The sequence below is a fragment of the Colwellia sp. MB3u-45 genome, assembly GCF_014077005.1.
Classification (GTDB): domain Bacteria; phylum Pseudomonadota; class Gammaproteobacteria; order Enterobacterales; family Alteromonadaceae; genus Cognaticolwellia.
This window is the reverse complement of record NZ_JACGVC010000033.1, coordinates 132018-150485: the sequence shown is the minus strand read 5'-3', so window position 1 is coordinate 150485 and position 18468 is coordinate 132018. Positions and strand designations below refer to the sequence as shown.

Here is an 18468-nt window from a genome sequence, read left to right as displayed (position 1 = left end):
TGATGGCTATTATTACTGTCTATTCTTGCTGGCTATTATTAGTTACCGCTAGTAAGACAATACAGCGAAATTATTTCAAGGTGTAGGCACAGACTAGGCTTGACACTTTAAGTTATTATTCGCCCTTGGCTGGGCTTTTTTAAAGCACTATTTTAAAACACTATTTTAAAGAACTATTTTGGAGAACTATTTTGGCCACTAAGCAAGAAGTTGAAGATTTTATGAAAACAGAATTTCCTCAGGCTAAGTGCACTGTTGATGCTGTTGGAGCACAGTCAGCAAGGGTAAGACACAGGGTTGGATTTGATGAATTAAGGCCAGGTGGTACTGTATCTGGCCCCGTTTTAATGACGGTTGCTGACTGTGCTTTATACGTCGCTATTCTAGGTGAAATAGGCATAGTTGCACTTGCGGTTACCACCAGTCTGACGATTAACTTTATGAGAAAGCCCTCATCAACGAAAGATATTATTGCTAAATGTACTTTGTTAAAAGTGGGGAAGTCACTGATCGTAGGTGAAGTTTCTTTATATTCTGAAGGTGATGAAAAAGCGGTTGCACATGTGGTTGGCACATACTCAGTACCAAAGCTCAAATAAACCTCATCAATAAACCTTATCATAGTGAACATTAGCTAGTTAATGATCAGCACATTTGCATTCGCTAAATATAAGAGATTAAATATCTGCGGTGGTTAAAGTGTTGAAAGGGTTTCTACCTTTCTTTTAATGACTAAAGTGGTCAAGTAAAATTGGCCACGGTTTTGTAGTTTAGCCTGTACTTTCGCTCTGACTCATTGGGGCTTATTCTTGCATTGTACGAATGTGGCACCAGTTATATTATTACTTTTGTCGCGGTGCGGTCAGTAGTAAAGGTGGTATTTGTTACGTTAAACAACAAATACCACACAATGAACTTACCCCTTAGGATTTATTAATAATGTAGCGCCTAAGCAGTATCAACAGGGGCAGGTCTACAATCGGCAAACTTATCCCTGCGATTATGTTGTAAACCTAAGCGGACTTGTAGGTTTCATAATCAGTATAACCTTTAGCGCCGCCACCATACCAATTACTCGCATCGTCAGATGGCGCCAATGGCCAGTTATTAAGCATACGCTGAGGTAAGTCTGGGTTAGAAATATAGGGGCGACCAAAAGCCACCAGATCCGCTTTTTCTGAACCTATTACCGCTTCAGCTTTTGCCTGGTCGTAGCCACAATTACCGATAATAAGTCCATGATATAAACTTCTGAAATCTTCCAGCGTCATTGGTTCTCCACGTTCGTGAAAACCAAAAGCTAAGCCATCCATAATATGCACAAAACCAAGCTGGTAATGAGTAAAACGCTGTATAACATGAGTATATAATTCTCTGTAGTCATCACAGCCCATATCATTGAATACGCCATTGGGCGAAATTCTGCTGCCAACATTTTCCGCAGGCCATACCGTTAATACCGCTTCAAGTATTTCGTTTAAAAAGCGCGTACGATTTTCAATGCTACCGCCATACTCATCGTCACGCTGATTGGTGCTAGCATCAAGAAACTGATTAATCAGATAGCCGTTTGCGGCATGAACTTCAACGCCATCAAAGCCTGCTGCCTTTGCATTTTCAGCTGCTTTGCGGAAGTCTTCCACTGTTCTTCTGATGTCTTGCACTGTCATAGCGCGTGGCACTTCATAGTCTTTTTTAGCTTCAGGGGTATGAATTTGATCGCCATTAATTTTTAATGCTGAAGCTGATAGCGGCAATTCACCGTCATGAAAGTCACTATGAGATGCTCGTCCGGTATGCCAAAGTTGAAGAATAATTTGACTGCCTTGCTGATGTACACGCTCAGTAATTGTCTGCCAACCCTCGACCATTTCTTGGGTATAAATACCAGGTGAGTTTACCCAACCATTGCCTTCTTCAGATATAGCGGTCGCTTCTGCAATCACTAAGCCAGCAGTACTGCGCTGCTGATAATACTCTGCCATTAATTCATTAGGGACGCGAGTTGGACCTGCACGACCGCGAGTTAACGGGGCAAGAACAAAACGATTCTTGAGGGGGTTCTTAGCAAATGTTGTTGTCGAAAAAATTGTAGGTGTAGACACGTTATTGTTTCCTTATTCATTTATGTAGAAACCTATTTCATAAGTCACGTTAATAGGTCACTAGATGTAGATCTCAGTCATTAATATGATTGTCTCATATAATATAAAAACATTGTTTTTATATTTTGTAATAACTTGTAGTTATATGTAAATGTAGTATTCGTATTGAAATCTAATGTTAAATTGACTAAGTCACTTTTAATTCCCTCTCAATTTTCACTCAATTTCAAAAGATACATTTTGGCTTTTTTATAGCTTGTTTTTAATTTATCTACAAGCGGCTATCATCCTTTGCTCTTGAGTTTTACGTATTGAATTTCAAGAGTAAAAGGGGGTAGCGTAAACTACCCCCTCATTAATTTTTCAGTACAGCGATTTTGTAATAAAGGCTTTTAACACTGAGAAAATTATTTATTGACCACTCAATCTTTTACCGAAAGAAATAGCATAAGCCGGTGAACGCATTCTTAATATAGGGTCAGCGCTGGGTGTAAAGCCTGCCGACATCACATTAGGATCAAAGTTAGTATTATTACAGGCATCGCCACCACTTGTTTTAACGGTTACCGTGCCAAGCGTTACTTGAGGGCGTTCACTAGGCCACTGTTGTGAGGGGTCAATGTCGCTATCTTGTGCTTCACCTAAGCTCGCCATAATGGTAAAACTAACGGTTTCATCTTTAAGTTGTTGTGCAAAAGTATTAGCTAAAAACTCAGTCGGCATGCTATCAGCCTCAGCTTTTTCTAGTGTTTTTACCCCTAAGTTTGGCTTAATATTCCAGCGAAACTTAGTTTGTTGTTCATTGGCTTGGTCAAAGTAAAAGGTGTGCAAACCAAAAAACTCAGTATTGGCGAATGACGCGGCTGTTTTAGCGTTTTTATTCCACATAACGTGAGCTTGTAAGCTAGGGTTCTGCTGGATAAATGCCATGGTTTTAGCTGGGTCAGATTTACCATTTTCATCAGGAAGTAAAGTCGATAAAAAGCCATGAAAAATTTCTGGATTTTTGCCGGCAAATACGGGAAAGTTGTTACCGGTAAAAGTATGCAAAGCGCCATCAGGTAGTTGAATTTGCATACCCATACCACGCGTACCAGGGGCTTTCTCATCACTACTTGGGCTAGCACCACCTACTGAAAAGCGCATAGATACGGGTAATTCACCGTTTGATAACAAGGCCGCTCCTGTAAAGTACTTATTGGGCGCGGGCACAAAAGTGCCAGAGGCACATAGACCTTTAGCATGTGCCTTTCTGTAGCCTGGATGTTTACCACCTAGCTTTTCGAACATTTCAACGAGATCATTTGCTTCAATTTTTTTGTCACTTGCACTTGCAGTCGATGTTGCGCCTGCCAGGAGAAAAAAAGCAGTAAGGCTTGAGGTAATGAGGTTATGCTTCATTTGTATTCCTTTATGGTTATATCGCAATTTAAAGCTAATTTAAAAATACGAAAAACTTTGTGGTTAAGATCATAATATTATTTACCAGACCAGTGCACGTTGTTAAAAATTACAAGCTCAGCAAAAACTATGAAAAATATAATAAATAGTGTTTACATCCCTTTTTAATTACACCATGACAAGCAGAAAAAAATCTAAGGCCAATAGTACTAATATGCTATATAAACCATTCCACTTTACCCCCATTTGAAAAGAAGAAATTCCAGTGATTTTAGCGCTAATACGTACCGAGGTAGTAGAAGGCGAGCTACCGGCAACCACGGCCCAAGTGACCATCATGACGAGTGCAATAGTGACTGGCATATTCTCAACACCAGGTAATTGAGCTAAAGCCCCAGCCATCAAGGTGACAGAAATCATTGGGCTGATAAATAACAGCGCGGCGATAAAAATTAGCCATGAAGCGGCAATTAATATTAGCGCAGCAGATAAATGTAAATGGGCTAATTGTTGCGCAAACCAGTCAAGGTCTAACACGGTTAATAACAAGCGACCAATGAGCACAGAACCAGCAAAAAATACGATTTCTGAACGCTGTAAGGCTAATCTAAAAAATATGTCTGTGCGAAAACGTTTTACCGTTAATCGCATGGCGTTTACTTTATTATTTGTTTTATGATACTGGCTAAATATCCAAGCTATGCTGACAAGCGGCGCACTGACTAACACCGCCGCAATAGGTCGTAGCGGCGAGGAAAATATCAGTAGCGCAGATATGATAGCCAAGGTGATAACAACAACAATAATAGGGTAACTGACCTTTAAGGCGGATAAATCGTTAGAAATTGTCGGTACAAGATGACTCAGGTTTTTCGGTGCTTGAACATGATCGAGCCAAATGCCAAACAACAGTAGCGCTAGGGTGAGGTACAAACCATAAGGAATAATATCTATCCACTTTAGATCAGGAATGGTGGTGACTAACAGCGTAATAGTAATTGAAGTGGGCGCCCAAAGCGGTATGCTGCAAAATCCTCGCATAACCGCTAGCATCATACGGCGCTGCCTAACGCGATTGATGCGTGCGTCAACGGTATCTTTATTGTTATCTAAACTTCTTTGGATCATGGTGCCTAATAAATTAATAGCACCAACACTCATTAATATCCCCAAAACATGACTGGCAAAGGTTAGCAGCGCATAACGTCTAACGGGGTGTTGTTGTAATAGCACTAGACCGGTAAGGTTAACCGAATTTGAGCTTAAAGCCGCTTCTTTTAATAGGCCGAGGGAAATTAAGAAAAAAGCAAAAAAAACGACACTGCTAGATAGGCTAGCTAGTTGATGAAATGATATCTGTGAGAAGAATAACAAGACCAGTGTTAAACCCATAGCAACCCATGCAATGATCTTTGTTGATAAATCTAACTGTCTCCATTCGATAGCCATAAATAATATCAACATGAATACAGCTAATAGGGCAGGTGGCTGGTAACCTGTCCATTCAGTGATTAAGGTGGCAAAAAAAATAATCACTAGGCAAAGGGGTGACAACCAAGCAAAGGCGTGAGTTATTTTGCCACTTTGCTCTAGATCAGAAATATTATTCATAGCTATGTTCTTTTACATAAGTGGTTGACATTAAAAGCAGTATTATAAAACTCATTGCTTTATAAAACTCGTGTTAGACAGTTCCATTTTACACTGTTGGCGACAAACCTTGTTGAAGCTCCCACTAACGCTTGATAGGGATAGTTATTATTACTTATTCTGGACTTTATTTAGCGTGGTAATAAATTTCCAGGCAACTACATTTAAAATAATACCACACAGTACCGCTTGGCGGAATTATATTTTACATAGTTGAGGTTATCTAGCTTTATTAATATGATGAATTAAACCCGGTATTTAGCGGCGGGTTTCTTGATTTCTCTTCAACTGAATACCTATGTGAATACCTATGATTTCATTATTTAATCAAGTACATTGGCGAGGGTTTTAAAATGACTTGCAAAATTAAGTTCCGCATTGCAGAATGTATGTACTGTTTTACTGCGTAATTAATTTTGTGGTAATAATGATTGAAAATTGTATTAGAGTGAGCGCTTAATGTCCAAACTAACAGAAGTAGAGTTACTTGCTGATTTAGAAAAAATAAACGACCAAGACAGATATCATTGTAAAACAACCTACGATATTTTTTGCCATGCAGCCGATGAATATGCTGCTGATATCGCCATAGTTGAGCATTTAACCGCTGATCGAGATGAAGTGGCTAATACCCTTACTTTTGCTACTTTAGCTAAAAAACTGAATCAAACAGCAAAGCTTTATCAAGCATTTGGCGTTGAGCGTACAGACGTTATTTCTATTTTACTGCCTAATTTGGCTGAAACTCATCTCAGTATGTGGGCTGCCCAAGCGGTAGGTATTGCCAACCCGATTAATTACCTGTTGCAGGTTGATCACATTGTTGAAATATTAAACGAAGTAAAATCCAAAGTATTAGTCACTGTTTCGCTTGATCAAAGCACAGAATTAGGTAAAAAAGTGCATGAGATTATTGCCCGCGTACCATCACTTGAGCACATACTTGTCCTCGATAACCGCTATGGCCCAAGCAATAATAACCGCATCACCATCACTGATTTTAATCAGGCGATATCGACTCAATCAAGTGAACGATTAACAAAAACCTCTCAACCCAAGGCTGATGATATTGCGATGTACTTTCATACGGGAGGCACAACCGGCCGCCCTAAAGTAGCGAAACTATCGCATTACAACATTAGTTTTGTCGTGCAAGTTTATGCCGGGTTTAATGCTTTTCAAGGTAAATCTGCGGTCTTGAATGCCTTACCCTTATTTCATGTTTTTGGTGTTATTGCGGCCAGTTTATCGATGTTTTTTGTTGGTCGTCAGGTCGTTATTATGACCCCAGAAGGATTCAGAAATCCTAATACGGTGAAGAACTGGTGGTTTTTTGTTAATAAATATCAAGTGTGCTGGTTTCCTACCGTACCTACTATTATTTCTGTTTTACTGCAGCAACCTGATGAAGACATTGATCTTAGCTGTTTTGAACATGCGGCTTGTGGCTCAGCGCCTTTACCTATTGAACTGAAATTATCTTTTCAGCGTCGCTTTAATTGTAATGTTACCAATGGTTATGGCATGACCGAATCTTCTTGCGTGGTGGCTAGAGTATTACCTGGTTATGATGTTGAAGGGGTTTCCGTGGGTAATGGCATACCTTATAGCCGAGTGATTGCTGCCCACGTTATTGATAATAAAATTAGCCGTGTTTGTAGCGCCAATGAACCTGGCATTATTCTGGTCAAAGGGCCTAATATCTTTCAGGGTTATTTGAACGAAAGCGATAATGAAGGAGCATGGGTTGACGGTGAATGGTTCAATACTGGTGACTTAGGTTTAATTAATGACCTAGGACATATTCAGCTAACGGGCCGAGCAAAAGACTTGATTATCCGTGGTGGGCATAATATTGATCCCCAGATTATTGAAGATGCCTTAATGACGCATGCCGGTGTTCTTCAAGCAGTGGCTATTGGTCAACCTGATGCACATGCAGGAGAAATACCGGTTGCTTACGTGGTGGTAAAAGATCCCCAGCAAACCACAGCCGCTGAACTATTGCTCCATTGCCAAACACATATTAACGAAAGAGCGGCCATTCCAAAACGTATCGAAATACTTGATAGCTTTCCGCTAACGGCGGTGGGTAAAGTGTTCAAGCCTATCTTACGTAATAAAGCGACCGAATTTAGCGTCAATGCCTTATTCAAAGCCAATAATATTACCGCTCAAGTTAGCGCAGCATTTGATCCAGAAAAAGGTCAGGTCGTTCATATTCAATTATCAAATACTCAAGACAAAGACAAAGTGGCAGCATTATTAATCGCCGTTCCTGTCTTGGTTGATTATCAAACAACTTTATAACTTAGGAAAAATTATGAAAGACGCGTATATATACGATGCCGCAAGAACAGCCTTTGGACGTCATGGCGGAATTTTATCTTCTGTTCGACCCGATGATATGCTTGCCCACCTTATAAAAACTCTAGTACAACGCAACGACTTTGATTTAAGCCTTTATGAAGATGTTATTGCTGGTAGTACTAATCAAGCAGGTGAAGACAGCCGAAATGTTGCGCGTTTTGCCGGGCTATTAGCGGGTTTACCGATTGAAACAGGTGGCATAACGGTGAACCGTTTGTGTGGTTCAAGTTTATCAGCCGCGTTAGATGCTGCTCGCTGTGTAAAAGCCAATGAAGGTGAATTATTTGTTGCTTGTGGTGTTGAATCTATGAGTCGTGCGCCTTTTGTTTTGGCTAAAGCAAGCTCAGCCTTTGCTCGCCAGCAAGAAATGTTTGATACCACTATGGGGGCACGTTTTACTAATCCTGAGATTATTAAAGCCTATGGCGGCCATTCTATGCCAGAAACAGCCGACAACATTGCCAGTGATTTAAATATCAGCAGAGCAGACTGTGATGTATTTGCTGCCAGCTCTCAAGCTAAGTATGAAGCAGCCAAAGTAGCAGGATATTTTGATGATGAAATTATTGCCATTGAAGTGTCACAAGGGCGTAAGTTGCCAGCACTTTCGGTAACCGCTGATGAACACCCACGTCCTGCTTCAACCGCAGAAGCTTTAAGTAAATTAAGACCATTATTTGATGGCGTAGTTACCGCAGGTAATGCTTCAGGCATCAACGATGGTGCTTCAGCGATGATTATTGGTAGCAAAGAAGTGGGTGAAAAAGCGGGTATTAAACCGCGTGGTAGAATTATAGCCGGCGCTATAGCCGGTGTACCACCACGTGTTATGGGTTTAGGGCCAGTTCCCGCTTCACAAAAAGCCTTAGCGCGAGCGGGTTTAACGTTAGCGGATATGGACGTTTTAGAATTTAATGAAGCCTTTGCCGTACAAGCGCTAGGTTGCATGAAACAATTAGGTATCGCTTTTGATGACCCACGGGTTAATCAAAATGGCGGTGCTATTGCCATTGGCCATCCTTTAGGCGCTAGTGGTACGCGTATTATGATGACGGCATTACGCCAATTAGAAAAAACCGGTGGCCGTTATGCATTAGCCACCATGTGTATTGGTATCGGTCAAGGTATCGCTGTCGTTATTGAGCGTGTTTAACTTCTCAAAGTAAGGAATGAATTTATGTCAGTTGTTAGTTATCAATTAGAGGGTGACATCGGTGTTATTAGTCTAAATAACCCACCAGTTAACGCGCTTTCTCATGCATTACGTTTAGGTATTCAAGACGCGGTAGCACAAGCACAAAACGATGCTTCTTTAGCCTTAGTGTTAATTTGTCAGGGCCGTACCTTTATTGCCGGGGCAGACATCTCAGAATTTGGCAAAGCCCCTATGTTGCCATCATTACCTGGGCTGCTTGATATTATAGAAGCGTCAACAAAACCTATTATCGCCGCGATTCATGGCACGGCACTTGGCGGTGGTTTAGAAACGGCATTGGCTTGTCATTATCGTTGTGCTTTATCTAGCGCCAAGGTTGGCTTACCAGAAGTTAAATTAGGCTTGTTACCTGGCGCGGGTGGCACCCAAAGAGTACCTAGATTAGCCGGTGTGAAAGCGGCACTTGATTTAATCACCACAGGCACGCCCATCACGGCAGTTAACGCGTTAAAGATTGGCTTAATTGATAAAGTGGTTAAAGGTGATTTACTTAGCGCCGCACTTGATTTTGCCCAAGACATTATTGCCCAAGGTGCGGTACTTAAAAGAGTCAGAGATATAGCCGTTGATAATGAAGGTATTTCAGCTGATTTTTTTGCTGAATATCGAGCCCATTTAAATAAACGTTTTCGCCAACAAGAAGCACCACAACGTATTGTTGAATGTATTGAAGCCGCCTTGAGTCAATCTTTTGATGAAGGTCTTAAAGTTGAACGACGTCTGTTTGTCGAGTGCATGCAATCAACACAGTCGGCCGCTTTGCGTCATCTGTTTTTTGCTGAACGGATGTCTTCAAAAATTAAAGGCCTACCCAAAGACACCCAGCTGAAAGATATTAAGCGCGTTGGTATTATTGGCGGCGGTACTATGGGCGGCGGTATTGCAATGAATTTTGTTAATGCCAATATTCCCGTGACCTTATTGGAAATTAACCACGAAGCATTGCAACGTGGTAAAGACATTATCGCTAAAAATTACGCGATGACGGTTAAAAAAGGTAAGTTGACCACTGAGCTCGCCGTTGAACGTCAAGCGCTGATCACAGGTACAACCGATTATAACGATCTCGCTGACATGGACTTGGTGATTGAAGCCGTTTTTGAAAATCTTGCGATTAAAAAACAAGTTTTCGCCAAGCTCGATAGCGTGTGTAAGCCCGGCGCTATTTTAGCCAGCAACACCTCTTATCAAGACGTTAATTTAATTGCCGAGTCTACTTCTCGTCCCCAAGATGTCATTGGTCTGCATTTCTTTAGCCCAGCTAATGTGATGAAATTACTTGAGATTGTACGTGGCGATAAAACCTCTGAGCAAGTATTAGCCACCTCGATGGCAATGGCTAAAACCATTAAAAAAATCCCGGCATTGTCGCGTGTTTGTTATGGTTTTATTGGTAACCGTATGTTGCGTCAATATGCCCGTGAAGCACAACTGTGTTTGCTTGAAGGCTCAAGCCCGGAAGCGATAGACAGGGTTATGCAAAATTTTGGTATGGCAATGGGACCGCTAGCGGTAGGCGATTTAGCGGGCATAGACATTGGCTATAAAGCGCGTGAAGGCTTAACGGATGAAGAAAAAGGCGATGTTAGAAGCTATTGTATTGCTGATGCTTTATATGAGATGGGCCGTTTAGGTCAAAAAACCGGTGCAGGTTATTATCGTTATGACGCCGAGACGAGGCAGCGTATAGCTGACCCCATAGTACTTGAAGTGATTGAAGCACAAGCCAAAAAAAGGGGAGTTGAGCGCAAAGCGATAAGTGACGAAACTATATTAGCGCGTTTGACTTTTGCCTTGATCAACGAAGGCTTTAAAATATTGGAAGAAGGTATTGCCCAACGTTCAAGTGATATTGATGTAGTTTACGCATTCGGTTACGGATTTCCGGCTTTTCGAGGCGGTCCGATGTTTTATGCTGAAACCATAGGTTTAGAGAAAGTTTATCAAACCATTTGTCAATTTGGTGCTACTTATGGTGAAGATTTTTGGCAACCTGCGGCGTTATTAAAACAACTTGTTGCAGAAGGTAAAACCTTATCTGAGTGGTCTTCTAATAGCTAAAAAAGTTATAAGTTTTGTTAATCGGCATTTGTGCTGATGACAGTTAAATTGCATTTAACTTGATGGACTAAAGTCCAACCTACAAAGGCCCAGATAAAATTTACAAAGGCCCACATAAAATTTATGGGTGATCGCGTAGCGTTTAGCGATTGTTTTGTAGGACGGACTTTAGTCCGTCAACCTTTTAGCCAGTGCTTAACGTGATGGGTTAACACAGATTTGAAACGGGTATTTTTGTTAATCGGCACTTGTGCTGAGCACGGTTAAATTGCATTTAACTTGATGGACTAAAGTCCAACCTACAAAGGCCCAGATAAGATTTACAGGTGATCGCGTAGCGTTTAGCGATTGTTTTGTAGGTCGGACTTTAGTCCATCAACCGTTAAGCCAGTGGTTAGCGTGATGGGTTAACACAGATTTGAAACGGATATTTTTGTCGCTCGGTATTTGTGCCGAGCACGGTTAAATTGCATTTAACTTGATGGACTAAAGTCCAACCTACAAAGGCCCAGATAATATTTACGGGTGATCGCGTAGCGTTTAGCGATTGTTTTGTAGGTCGGACTTTAGTCCGTCAACCTTTTAGCCAGTGCTTAACGTGATGGGCCAAATATAAATAGCCAAATTAGTTTCACTTGAGACGACGACAATTAACGACAACAAAGCTTTTACTTAATACGCCGTAAAAATCGCCAAATAGAGGGCATTTATTTTAAATACTTATGTTTTAATAATGAGATAAATAACCAGCAGTGGCTTATTTTAATCAGGTGAAATGATCACAAGGTTAGTGATATGGGTATTATGCCAGTGTTTAGCACAGCTCATTTTTTTCATCACAACAAATACTTTTTAGGGGATCAAGATGCCAATTCCAAAAACATTACAAAACAAACTATCTTTGCCTGTTATCAGCGCTCCTATGTTTATCGTCTCGGGACCAGAATTGGTTATCGCAGAGTGTAAAACCGGTATTGTTGGCTCTTTTCCAGCGCTTAATGCCCGTCCACAATCATTGTTGGCTGAATGGCTCACCACCATTAAAACTGAGTTAGATAGCTATCAAGTTGCGAACCCTAACGCCATCGTTGCGCCTTATGCGGTTAATTTAATTGTGCATAAGAGTAATGACCGCTTAGAGGCTGATATAAATACCTGTATTGAATATAAAGTACCGGTGATTATTACCAGCTTACGCGCGTTAGATCCTAAATTAGTGCAACGTATTCAAGCTTATGGCGGCATTATTTTTCACGATATTATTAATATTCGCCATGCTGAAAAGGCCATAGAAGCCGGAGTTGATGGCTTAGTATTAGTGTGTGCTGGCGCAGGTGGCCATGCAGGTACCTTAAGCCCTTTTGCTTTAGTGAGTGAAATTAAACAAATTTTTGATGGCCCTATTGCCTTATCAGGCGCTATTGCTAATGGCGCTTCTATATTGTCAGCGCAAGCTTTGGGGGCAGATTTTGCTTATATCGGCACGTCTTTTATTGCCACTAAAGAAGCTAATGCCGATCAAGCATACAAAAAAATGTTAGTTGAGCATAGCGCGAAAGATATTGTTTATAGTTCGTTATTTACCGGTGTTCACGGCAATTATCTTAAACCCAGTATTACTAATGCCGGCTTAAATCCTGATGATTTAGAAGAAGGTGATAAAAGTAAAATGAAGTTTGGCTCATCAGGGGGCAGTAAAACTAAGGCTTGGAAAGACATTTGGGGTGCAGGACAAGGCTTGGGCAGTATTACCGATATTGCGACTGTTGCTACTGTCGTGGAACGCTTTAAAACAGAATACGATGTGGCGCTATCGCGTTTAAATAGTCTACAAAAAAAATAGGTACTCTTCATATGAAAGCTCAAGAACACATCTTAATTCATCAGGACAGTGGTGTTTTACACTTAGCGATTAATCGCCCCGAGAAAAAAAATGCCTTAAGCAGTGTAATGTATGCCGCTATGGCTAAAGCCCTAAAAGACAGTGTGACTGATGAAAGTATCAAAGTGGTACTGATACATGGCACACAAGAGGCTTTTTCAGCCGGTAATGATTTAAACGATTTCAATAATCGTGATGCCAATGAACCCTCACCAGCCGCCACTTTATTGTATGAGCTGTATAACTATCCTAAGCCGATTGTTGGTGCAGTATCTGGTGTTGCCGTAGGTATAGGCGTAACTATGTTGCTGCATTTTGATTTGGTTTACGCCTCAGAGACTTATTTTAAAATGCCATTTGTTGATTTAGGTGTTTGCCCTGAAGGTGGTTCAAGCCTGCTTATTCCTCAGTTAGCTGGCCATCGTAAAGCCGCTGAGTTATTAATGCTTGGCGAGGCTTTTAATACTGAAACGGCGATTAATATCGGCATAGTTAATCAACAATTAGACAAGTCTGAGGTATTTGATTTTGCCTTAAGTAAAGCCAAAGCCTTAGCGCTGAAACCGCAAAATGCTTTGCGTGCTAGCAAAAAACTTCTGAAAGCCTCTGGGCAGGCAATACTGCACGATGTGATTAAAAATGAGTTAGTGATCTTTGCACAGCTACTGCAAAGTGAAGAATCTATAGCCGCCAGAACAAAAAAATAAGAGTTTACAATGAAACCTTGGGCAAATAAAACCATGCCGGCATTCAATAACCATTTAGGTTTTGTGGTCGAAGAATGGCATAAAAATCATATTAAAATTAGTGCTGAGCTTAAGCCTGAACATCTTAACCGTTCAGGGATCCCCCACGGTGGCTTTATTTCGACCTTATTAGATGCCGCCACGGCACTATCGGGCGCCCATAGTGACGATCCGCTTGATTATAGAAAAGCATTAACTTTATCTTTAAACATAAATTACTTAGGACAAGCGCAGTCCAACAGCCTTTATGCTATTGGCAAAGTGACCGCGTCGGGGCGAAATATCTATTATGGCTCGGCCGAGGTATTCGACTCTTTTGACAATATCATTGCTTCAGGGCAAGGCGTATTTCGTTATCGAAAAGCGTGAGTTAATTTTCAGCCAATTATACTGTTAAACCTGGTTGGGCGTTAGTCAGAGCCCCAGCAGACCAGCAAACAAGTGGAGAATTTTTTGAACGAACCATTACAACATTATCCTCATCAAATAAAACATCCGGTTAGATGGGGCGATATTGATATGTTAGGCCATGTTAATAACACTAATTATTTTCGTTACTGTGAAGAAGGCCGGGTGAATTTTTTTACTGATAGTCATATTAGAGCCGCACTTGGCGAAGACAAACTCGGCTTTGTTGTGGCTTATATCGATTGTAAGTTTAAGTTTCCAGTAACTTATCCTGATAACCTTATTGTTGCGACCAAAGTTGAGCAAATAAGCAAGGATAGGTTTACTTTAAGTCAAATTATTTATAGTGAAAACCATCAAAAGGTTGCCGCTAAAAGTGAAAGCATTATTGTTTCTTTTAGCCATGAACTGCAAAGTAAGATTAACCTTCCTAGCACGGCATTAACCTTGTTAGAAAAAGAGTTAGCCCGTGGTGGTGCATCAATTTAAGGCGAAGTTTTACAAAACTGTTGCTAGGTTATGATGCCGATCTCTTAAAGGGTTAGAAAGAAAATTAGCATGTTAGCTAAATTTTTTTGTAGGTCGGACTTCAGTCCGTCAACTGTCAAACGGGCAATTAATGCAATGGATTCAATATGAATAGCCAAGTTAATTTTATCTAAGACGATGACAATTAACTACAGCAGAACCAAATTAAAAAAGAACCAAATTAAAAAGTAATAACAAAAAAAATTATTTCAGATAATTCATCGAGGAGCAGTAAATTTCATGAAAGTATTAGTCCCCATCAAACGTGTCATCGACTACAACGTCAAAGTGCGTGTTAAACCAGATAACTCAAACGTTGATTTAGCCAACGTTAAGATGGCCCTTAACCCGTTTTGTGAAATTGCGGTAGAAGAAGCTGTTCGTCTTAAAGAAGCGGGCACAGCCACTGAAGTTATTGTGGTTTCTATTGGTCAGAAAAGTTGTCAAGAACAACTGCGAACCGCACTGGCTTTAGGCGCTGATCGTGCGATTCATATCGATACCGAGCTAACGCTCGACGCGTTACATATTGCCAAGTTATTACAAAAAATTGTTGAAGAAGAGCAGCCTCAATTAGTTATCTTAGGTAAGCAGTCTATCGACAGCGATAACAACCAAACTGGCCAAATGCTGGGCGCACTAACCGGTTTTGCCCAAGGTACTTTCGCCTCCCAAGTTAAGGTTGAAGGCGACAAAATTAAGGTCACACGTGAAGTCGACAGCGGCTTGCAAACTGTGGCGCTAAACTTACCCGCTATTGTCACTACGGACTTACGTTTAAACGAACCCCGTTACGCCTCTTTACCTAATATTATGAAAGCTAAACGTAAGCCATTAGTGGTGAAGTTGGCGAGTGATTTTGGTATTGATTTAACCCCACGTACTCAGTTATTAAAGGTTTCTCCTCCGAAAGAGCGTCAAGCCGGCATTATGGTTGAATCAATTGATGCATTAGTTGAAAAGTTAAGAAATGAAGCCAAGGTGATCTCATGAGTATTTTAGTTTACGCAGAACACGACAACAGCGCGTTAAAAGCTGATACTTTAAAAACAGTAGCGGCGGCTCAACAAATAGGCGGAGACATCACTATTTTAGTTGCAGGGCATCACTGTCAAAGTGTTGCAGAACAAGCGGCAAAAGTTAATGGAGTTGCTAAGGTACTGGTGGCTGATAATGTGGTGTACGAGCATCAACTGGCAGAAAATATCAGTTTATTAGTGACTGAATTAGCGGCTGATTACAGTGTCGTTATGGCAACCGCATTAACCACAGGCAAAAACTTTATGCCTCGCGTTGCCGCTTTATTAGATGTGGCTCAAATTTCAGATATTGTTGCGGTTGAAAGTGCTGACACCTTTGTGCGTCCTATCTATGCCGGCAATGCTATTGCAACCGTACAAAGTTTAGATGCTAAAAAAGTGATCACCGTGCGTTCAACCGGATTTGATGCGGTTGCCACTGATGGCGCTGCAGAAATTATCTTATTAGATAAGGTTAAAGACGCCGGTATTTCAAGCCATGTTAGTGACGAGTTAACGGTTTCAGCACGTCCTGATTTAGGTGCCGCAAGGGTGATTATTTCCGGTGGTCGTGGCATGCAAAATGGTGATAACTTTACCTTATTAGACGGCATTGCTGATAAGTTAGGGGCTGGCATTGGCGCATCACGCGCGGCTGTCGACGCGGGCTTTGTGCCTAACGACATGCAAGTAGGGCAAACGGGTAAAATTGTCGCGCCAGATTTATACATAGCGGTCGGTATTTCGGGAGCTATTCAACATCTTGCCGGTATGAAAGACTCAAAAGTTATTGTCGCGATTAACAAAGACCCAGAAGCGCCTATTTTCCAAGTGGCTGACTACGGTCTGGTAGCGGATCTATTTGAAGCCTTACCTGAATTAGAAAGTGCTTTGTAAGTACTGATAGCTCAATGGAGAACTCACCAGTGAGCTCAATGGTGAGATTTATGTTGAGCTTAATGCTAATGCCATGAATTAAAAGCCAAGCAGGTTAAATGATGCTGGCTTTTAATTGATTTAGCAAAAATGCTTTAGATTTACTTTCGCTGGTATTTTAGTTGGCATACTTGTCAGCTAATATCTTCTGTGTCAAAACTATCACTATCAAAGCCATCAACAACAATCACATCAACAAAGCCAGCAAAAATCATCTGCTATAACTTGAAGTTTTTTAGTCAAAATATGTCTGAATATGGATAATAAATTCATTACGCTGGGTACAAGCTTGCTATCGTATTTACCAATAACTGTGCCTAACCTGATAAAAAAGGTCAGCGCTTTTATCTGTTTTTTTCTTATTAAGCCGTGGGTTTGCTAAGCGTTAAAATCTACTTTAGTGTTGATTTTGTTTGTCGATTTTCAGTGTTTACATCTCAATAACAAATAAAATAAGGCGATATGTGACAGTATATGTTTAAAGCTATTAAGCTAACTTGCTGCTATTAGTCTATAAATTTATTCTTAAAGCTATCTATCATCTTTATTTTTAGAGCAAAAAATGAGATTATAGCGCCATTATTTGAAAAGTATTGACAGTTACAATAAGTCACTACGTCTAGTGTGATTAACAACTGAGTAGCTCAAAATGAATACATTAACTGGTATGCCAAGAGAAATAAATGGGGAAGTAGATCGTAAGTTTGTCGAAGCGCTTGCCAGAGGGTTAGATATATTACGAGCATTTAACCCCGGAGACGGATTTCTTGGTAACCAGGAAATTGCTCAACGAACCGGATTACCCAAATCAAGTATATCTCGCTTAACCTATACCTTGACCAGCCTAGGCTACCTAACTTATTCAAAGCGCTTAGAAAAATACCAGCTTGGCGCTGGTGTGTTGGCATTGGGTTATGCCTTTGTTTCTAACCTTGGCATTCGCCAAGTGGCGAACCCCCAAATGAAAGAGCTGTCAATTGAAACAGGTACATCAATAGGCCTCGCAGACCGCGACCGACTAGACATGATTTATGTTGATCATTGCGCGCCAAAAGATATTGTTACCTTTAAAAAAGATATTGGCGATAAAATACCTATGGCCACTACGGCGGCAGGGCGAGCTTATTTAGTGGCATTATCAGAAGAAGAACGTGACTTCTTTTTACGACATTTCAAAGAAAAGCTTGGTGATAAGTTTGACGCGGTTAAAGTGGGTATTGATCAAGCGTTGGAAAGCTATAAAGAATTTGGTTATTGCCATTCTTGGGGCGATTGGGAGCGAGATACCAATGCTATTGCCGTACCGTTAAAACTTACTCAAGGTCAAATCTACGTATTCAATGCGGGTGGTCCGGCATTTAGATTGTCGAAAGAATTCTTGGCGGGTGAAGTTGCGCCGCAATTAAAAAGCATGGTGCGTAATATTGAAGCCACGTTAATTCAATTTTAAGATTATATCTTAGTTTCATCCTTTGACATGATGGTGTGTTTGACATGATTGAATGCTAAAAAGCCTTTGTTTACTGCAAAGGCTTTTTGCTATGTGTCAGGTAGTTATGTTAATGAAATACAATGTCAATGAAATACCATCTTGATAGCAATACAATATCGATAGCAAAGTCATGGGTAAAAACAGCCGCATAAAAAATAATTAAAGCAAAGTGCTAAGCGTTTACTTCGCTCGGCTTCACTTTAGCTTTAAGTAAACTATTAATCGCCTTGATTTGAGCTTTGGAAAAATGAATACGGAGAATAACTGATGCCTCGCATGCCACTTTTAATTATTGCCTTGTTCTTTCTTATCGGCGGTATCGGCCATTTTATTTCGGCTGACTTTTTTATAATGGCGATGCCAGATTATTTGCCTTATCACAAAGAACTTGTTCTCATCAGTGGTGTATTTGAAGTTTTGGGTGCGATAGGCCTTTTGGTGCCTAAAACTCGTTTGTTAGCGGGCTATGGGTTAATTGCCTTAATTGTTGCTGTTTATCCGGCTAATATAAACATGGCTTTGCAGCCAGAAAAATATCACGATATTTCAGTGTTCTTTTTATATCTTCGCCTACCCATGCAATTATTATTTATTTGGTTTGTATGGTGGGCAATTGCACCAGAAAGAATTCAGCACAAAGGTGAAAATAAATAA

The 18468-nt window shown here is 40.6% G+C and carries 15 protein-coding genes; 12 read left to right on the top strand and 3 right to left on the bottom strand.

Annotation, left to right across the window (positions count from 1 at the left end; all coding sequences use genetic code 11):
* Positions 1–188: 188 nt before the first annotated feature.
* Positions 189–599, top strand: a complete 411-nt coding sequence (locus tag H4J41_RS01200) for a PaaI family thioesterase (RefSeq protein WP_182135543.1) — start codon at positions 189–191, stop codon at positions 597–599.
* A 414-nt stretch (positions 600–1013) separates the two neighbouring features.
* Here the strand turns inward: H4J41_RS01200 and H4J41_RS01195 are convergent, their stop codons facing one another.
* The 3 genes from H4J41_RS01195 to H4J41_RS01185 all read right to left on the bottom strand — a co-directional run bounded on the left by H4J41_RS01195 (position 1014) and on the right by H4J41_RS01185 (position 5117).
* Positions 1014–2105, bottom strand: coding sequence for an alkene reductase (locus H4J41_RS01195; protein ID WP_182135384.1), 1092 nt, complete (start codon positions 2103–2105; stop codon positions 1014–1016).
* A gap of 411 nt (positions 2106–2516) precedes the next feature.
* The gene (locus H4J41_RS01190; protein ID WP_182135385.1) at positions 2517–3506 is read right to left on the bottom strand and encodes a catalase family peroxidase; all 990 of its coding nucleotides are present in this window, start codon (positions 3504–3506) and stop codon (positions 2517–2519) included.
* Positions 3507–3674: 168 nt separating this feature from the next.
* On the bottom strand, positions 3675–5117 hold the full coding sequence (locus H4J41_RS01185; protein ID WP_182135387.1) for a hypothetical protein: 1443 nt from the start codon (positions 5115–5117) through the stop codon (positions 3675–3677).
* Positions 5118–5615: 498 nt separating this feature from the next.
* Between H4J41_RS01185 and H4J41_RS01180 the strand changes: the two genes are divergently transcribed.
* The 11 genes from H4J41_RS01180 (at position 5616) to H4J41_RS01130 (ending at position 18468) form a co-directional block, all read left to right on the top strand.
* Positions 5616–7466 carry an acyl-CoA synthetase gene (locus H4J41_RS01180; RefSeq protein ID WP_182135389.1) on the top strand — a complete coding sequence of 617 codons (1851 nt, stop codon included), beginning with the start codon at positions 5616–5618 and terminating at the stop codon, positions 7464–7466.
* Positions 7467–7479: 13 nt separating this feature from the next.
* The gene (locus H4J41_RS01175; protein WP_182135391.1) at positions 7480–8679 is read left to right on the top strand and encodes a 3-oxoadipyl-CoA thiolase; all 1200 of its coding nucleotides are present in this window, start codon (positions 7480–7482) and stop codon (positions 8677–8679) included.
* 24 nt (positions 8680–8703) lie between these two features.
* Positions 8704–10803, top strand: coding sequence for a 3-hydroxyacyl-CoA dehydrogenase NAD-binding domain-containing protein (locus tag H4J41_RS01170; protein ID WP_182135393.1), 2100 nt, complete (start codon positions 8704–8706; stop codon positions 10801–10803).
* An 865-nt stretch (positions 10804–11668) separates the two neighbouring features.
* The gene (locus H4J41_RS01165; protein WP_182135395.1) at positions 11669–12646 is read left to right on the top strand and encodes a nitronate monooxygenase family protein; all 978 of its coding nucleotides are present in this window, start codon (positions 11669–11671) and stop codon (positions 12644–12646) included.
* An 11-nt stretch (positions 12647–12657) separates the two neighbouring features.
* Complete coding sequence (locus H4J41_RS01160) at positions 12658–13392, top strand: enoyl-CoA hydratase-related protein (RefSeq protein ID WP_182135397.1); 735 nt, start codon at positions 12658–12660, stop codon at positions 13390–13392.
* A gap of 9 nt (positions 13393–13401) precedes the next feature.
* The gene (locus H4J41_RS01155) at positions 13402–13800 is read left to right on the top strand and encodes a PaaI family thioesterase (protein WP_182135399.1); all 399 of its coding nucleotides are present in this window, start codon (positions 13402–13404) and stop codon (positions 13798–13800) included.
* An 84-nt stretch (positions 13801–13884) separates the two neighbouring features.
* Positions 13885–14328 (top strand): thioesterase family protein, encoded by a 444-nt coding sequence (locus tag H4J41_RS01150; RefSeq protein ID WP_182135401.1) that lies wholly within the window; start codon positions 13885–13887, stop codon positions 14326–14328.
* Between the two features lie 279 nt (positions 14329–14607).
* Complete coding sequence (locus H4J41_RS01145; protein WP_182135403.1) at positions 14608–15360, top strand: electron transfer flavoprotein subunit beta/FixA family protein; 753 nt, start codon at positions 14608–14610, stop codon at positions 15358–15360.
* A complete protein-coding gene (locus H4J41_RS01140; protein WP_182135405.1) occupies positions 15357–16283 on the top strand; it encodes an electron transfer flavoprotein subunit alpha/FixB family protein in 927 nt (308 codons plus the stop codon). Before H4J41_RS01145 ends, H4J41_RS01140 begins: the two co-directional genes overlap by 4 nt.
* A gap of 688 nt (positions 16284–16971) precedes the next feature.
* Positions 16972–17772 carry an IclR family transcriptional regulator gene (locus H4J41_RS01135; RefSeq protein WP_182135407.1) on the top strand — a complete coding sequence of 267 codons (801 nt, stop codon included), beginning with the start codon at positions 16972–16974 and terminating at the stop codon, positions 17770–17772.
* A 309-nt stretch (positions 17773–18081) separates the two neighbouring features.
* Entirely contained in the window at positions 18082–18468 is a 387-nt protein-coding gene (locus tag H4J41_RS01130; RefSeq protein WP_220460829.1) for a DoxX family protein, read from the top strand.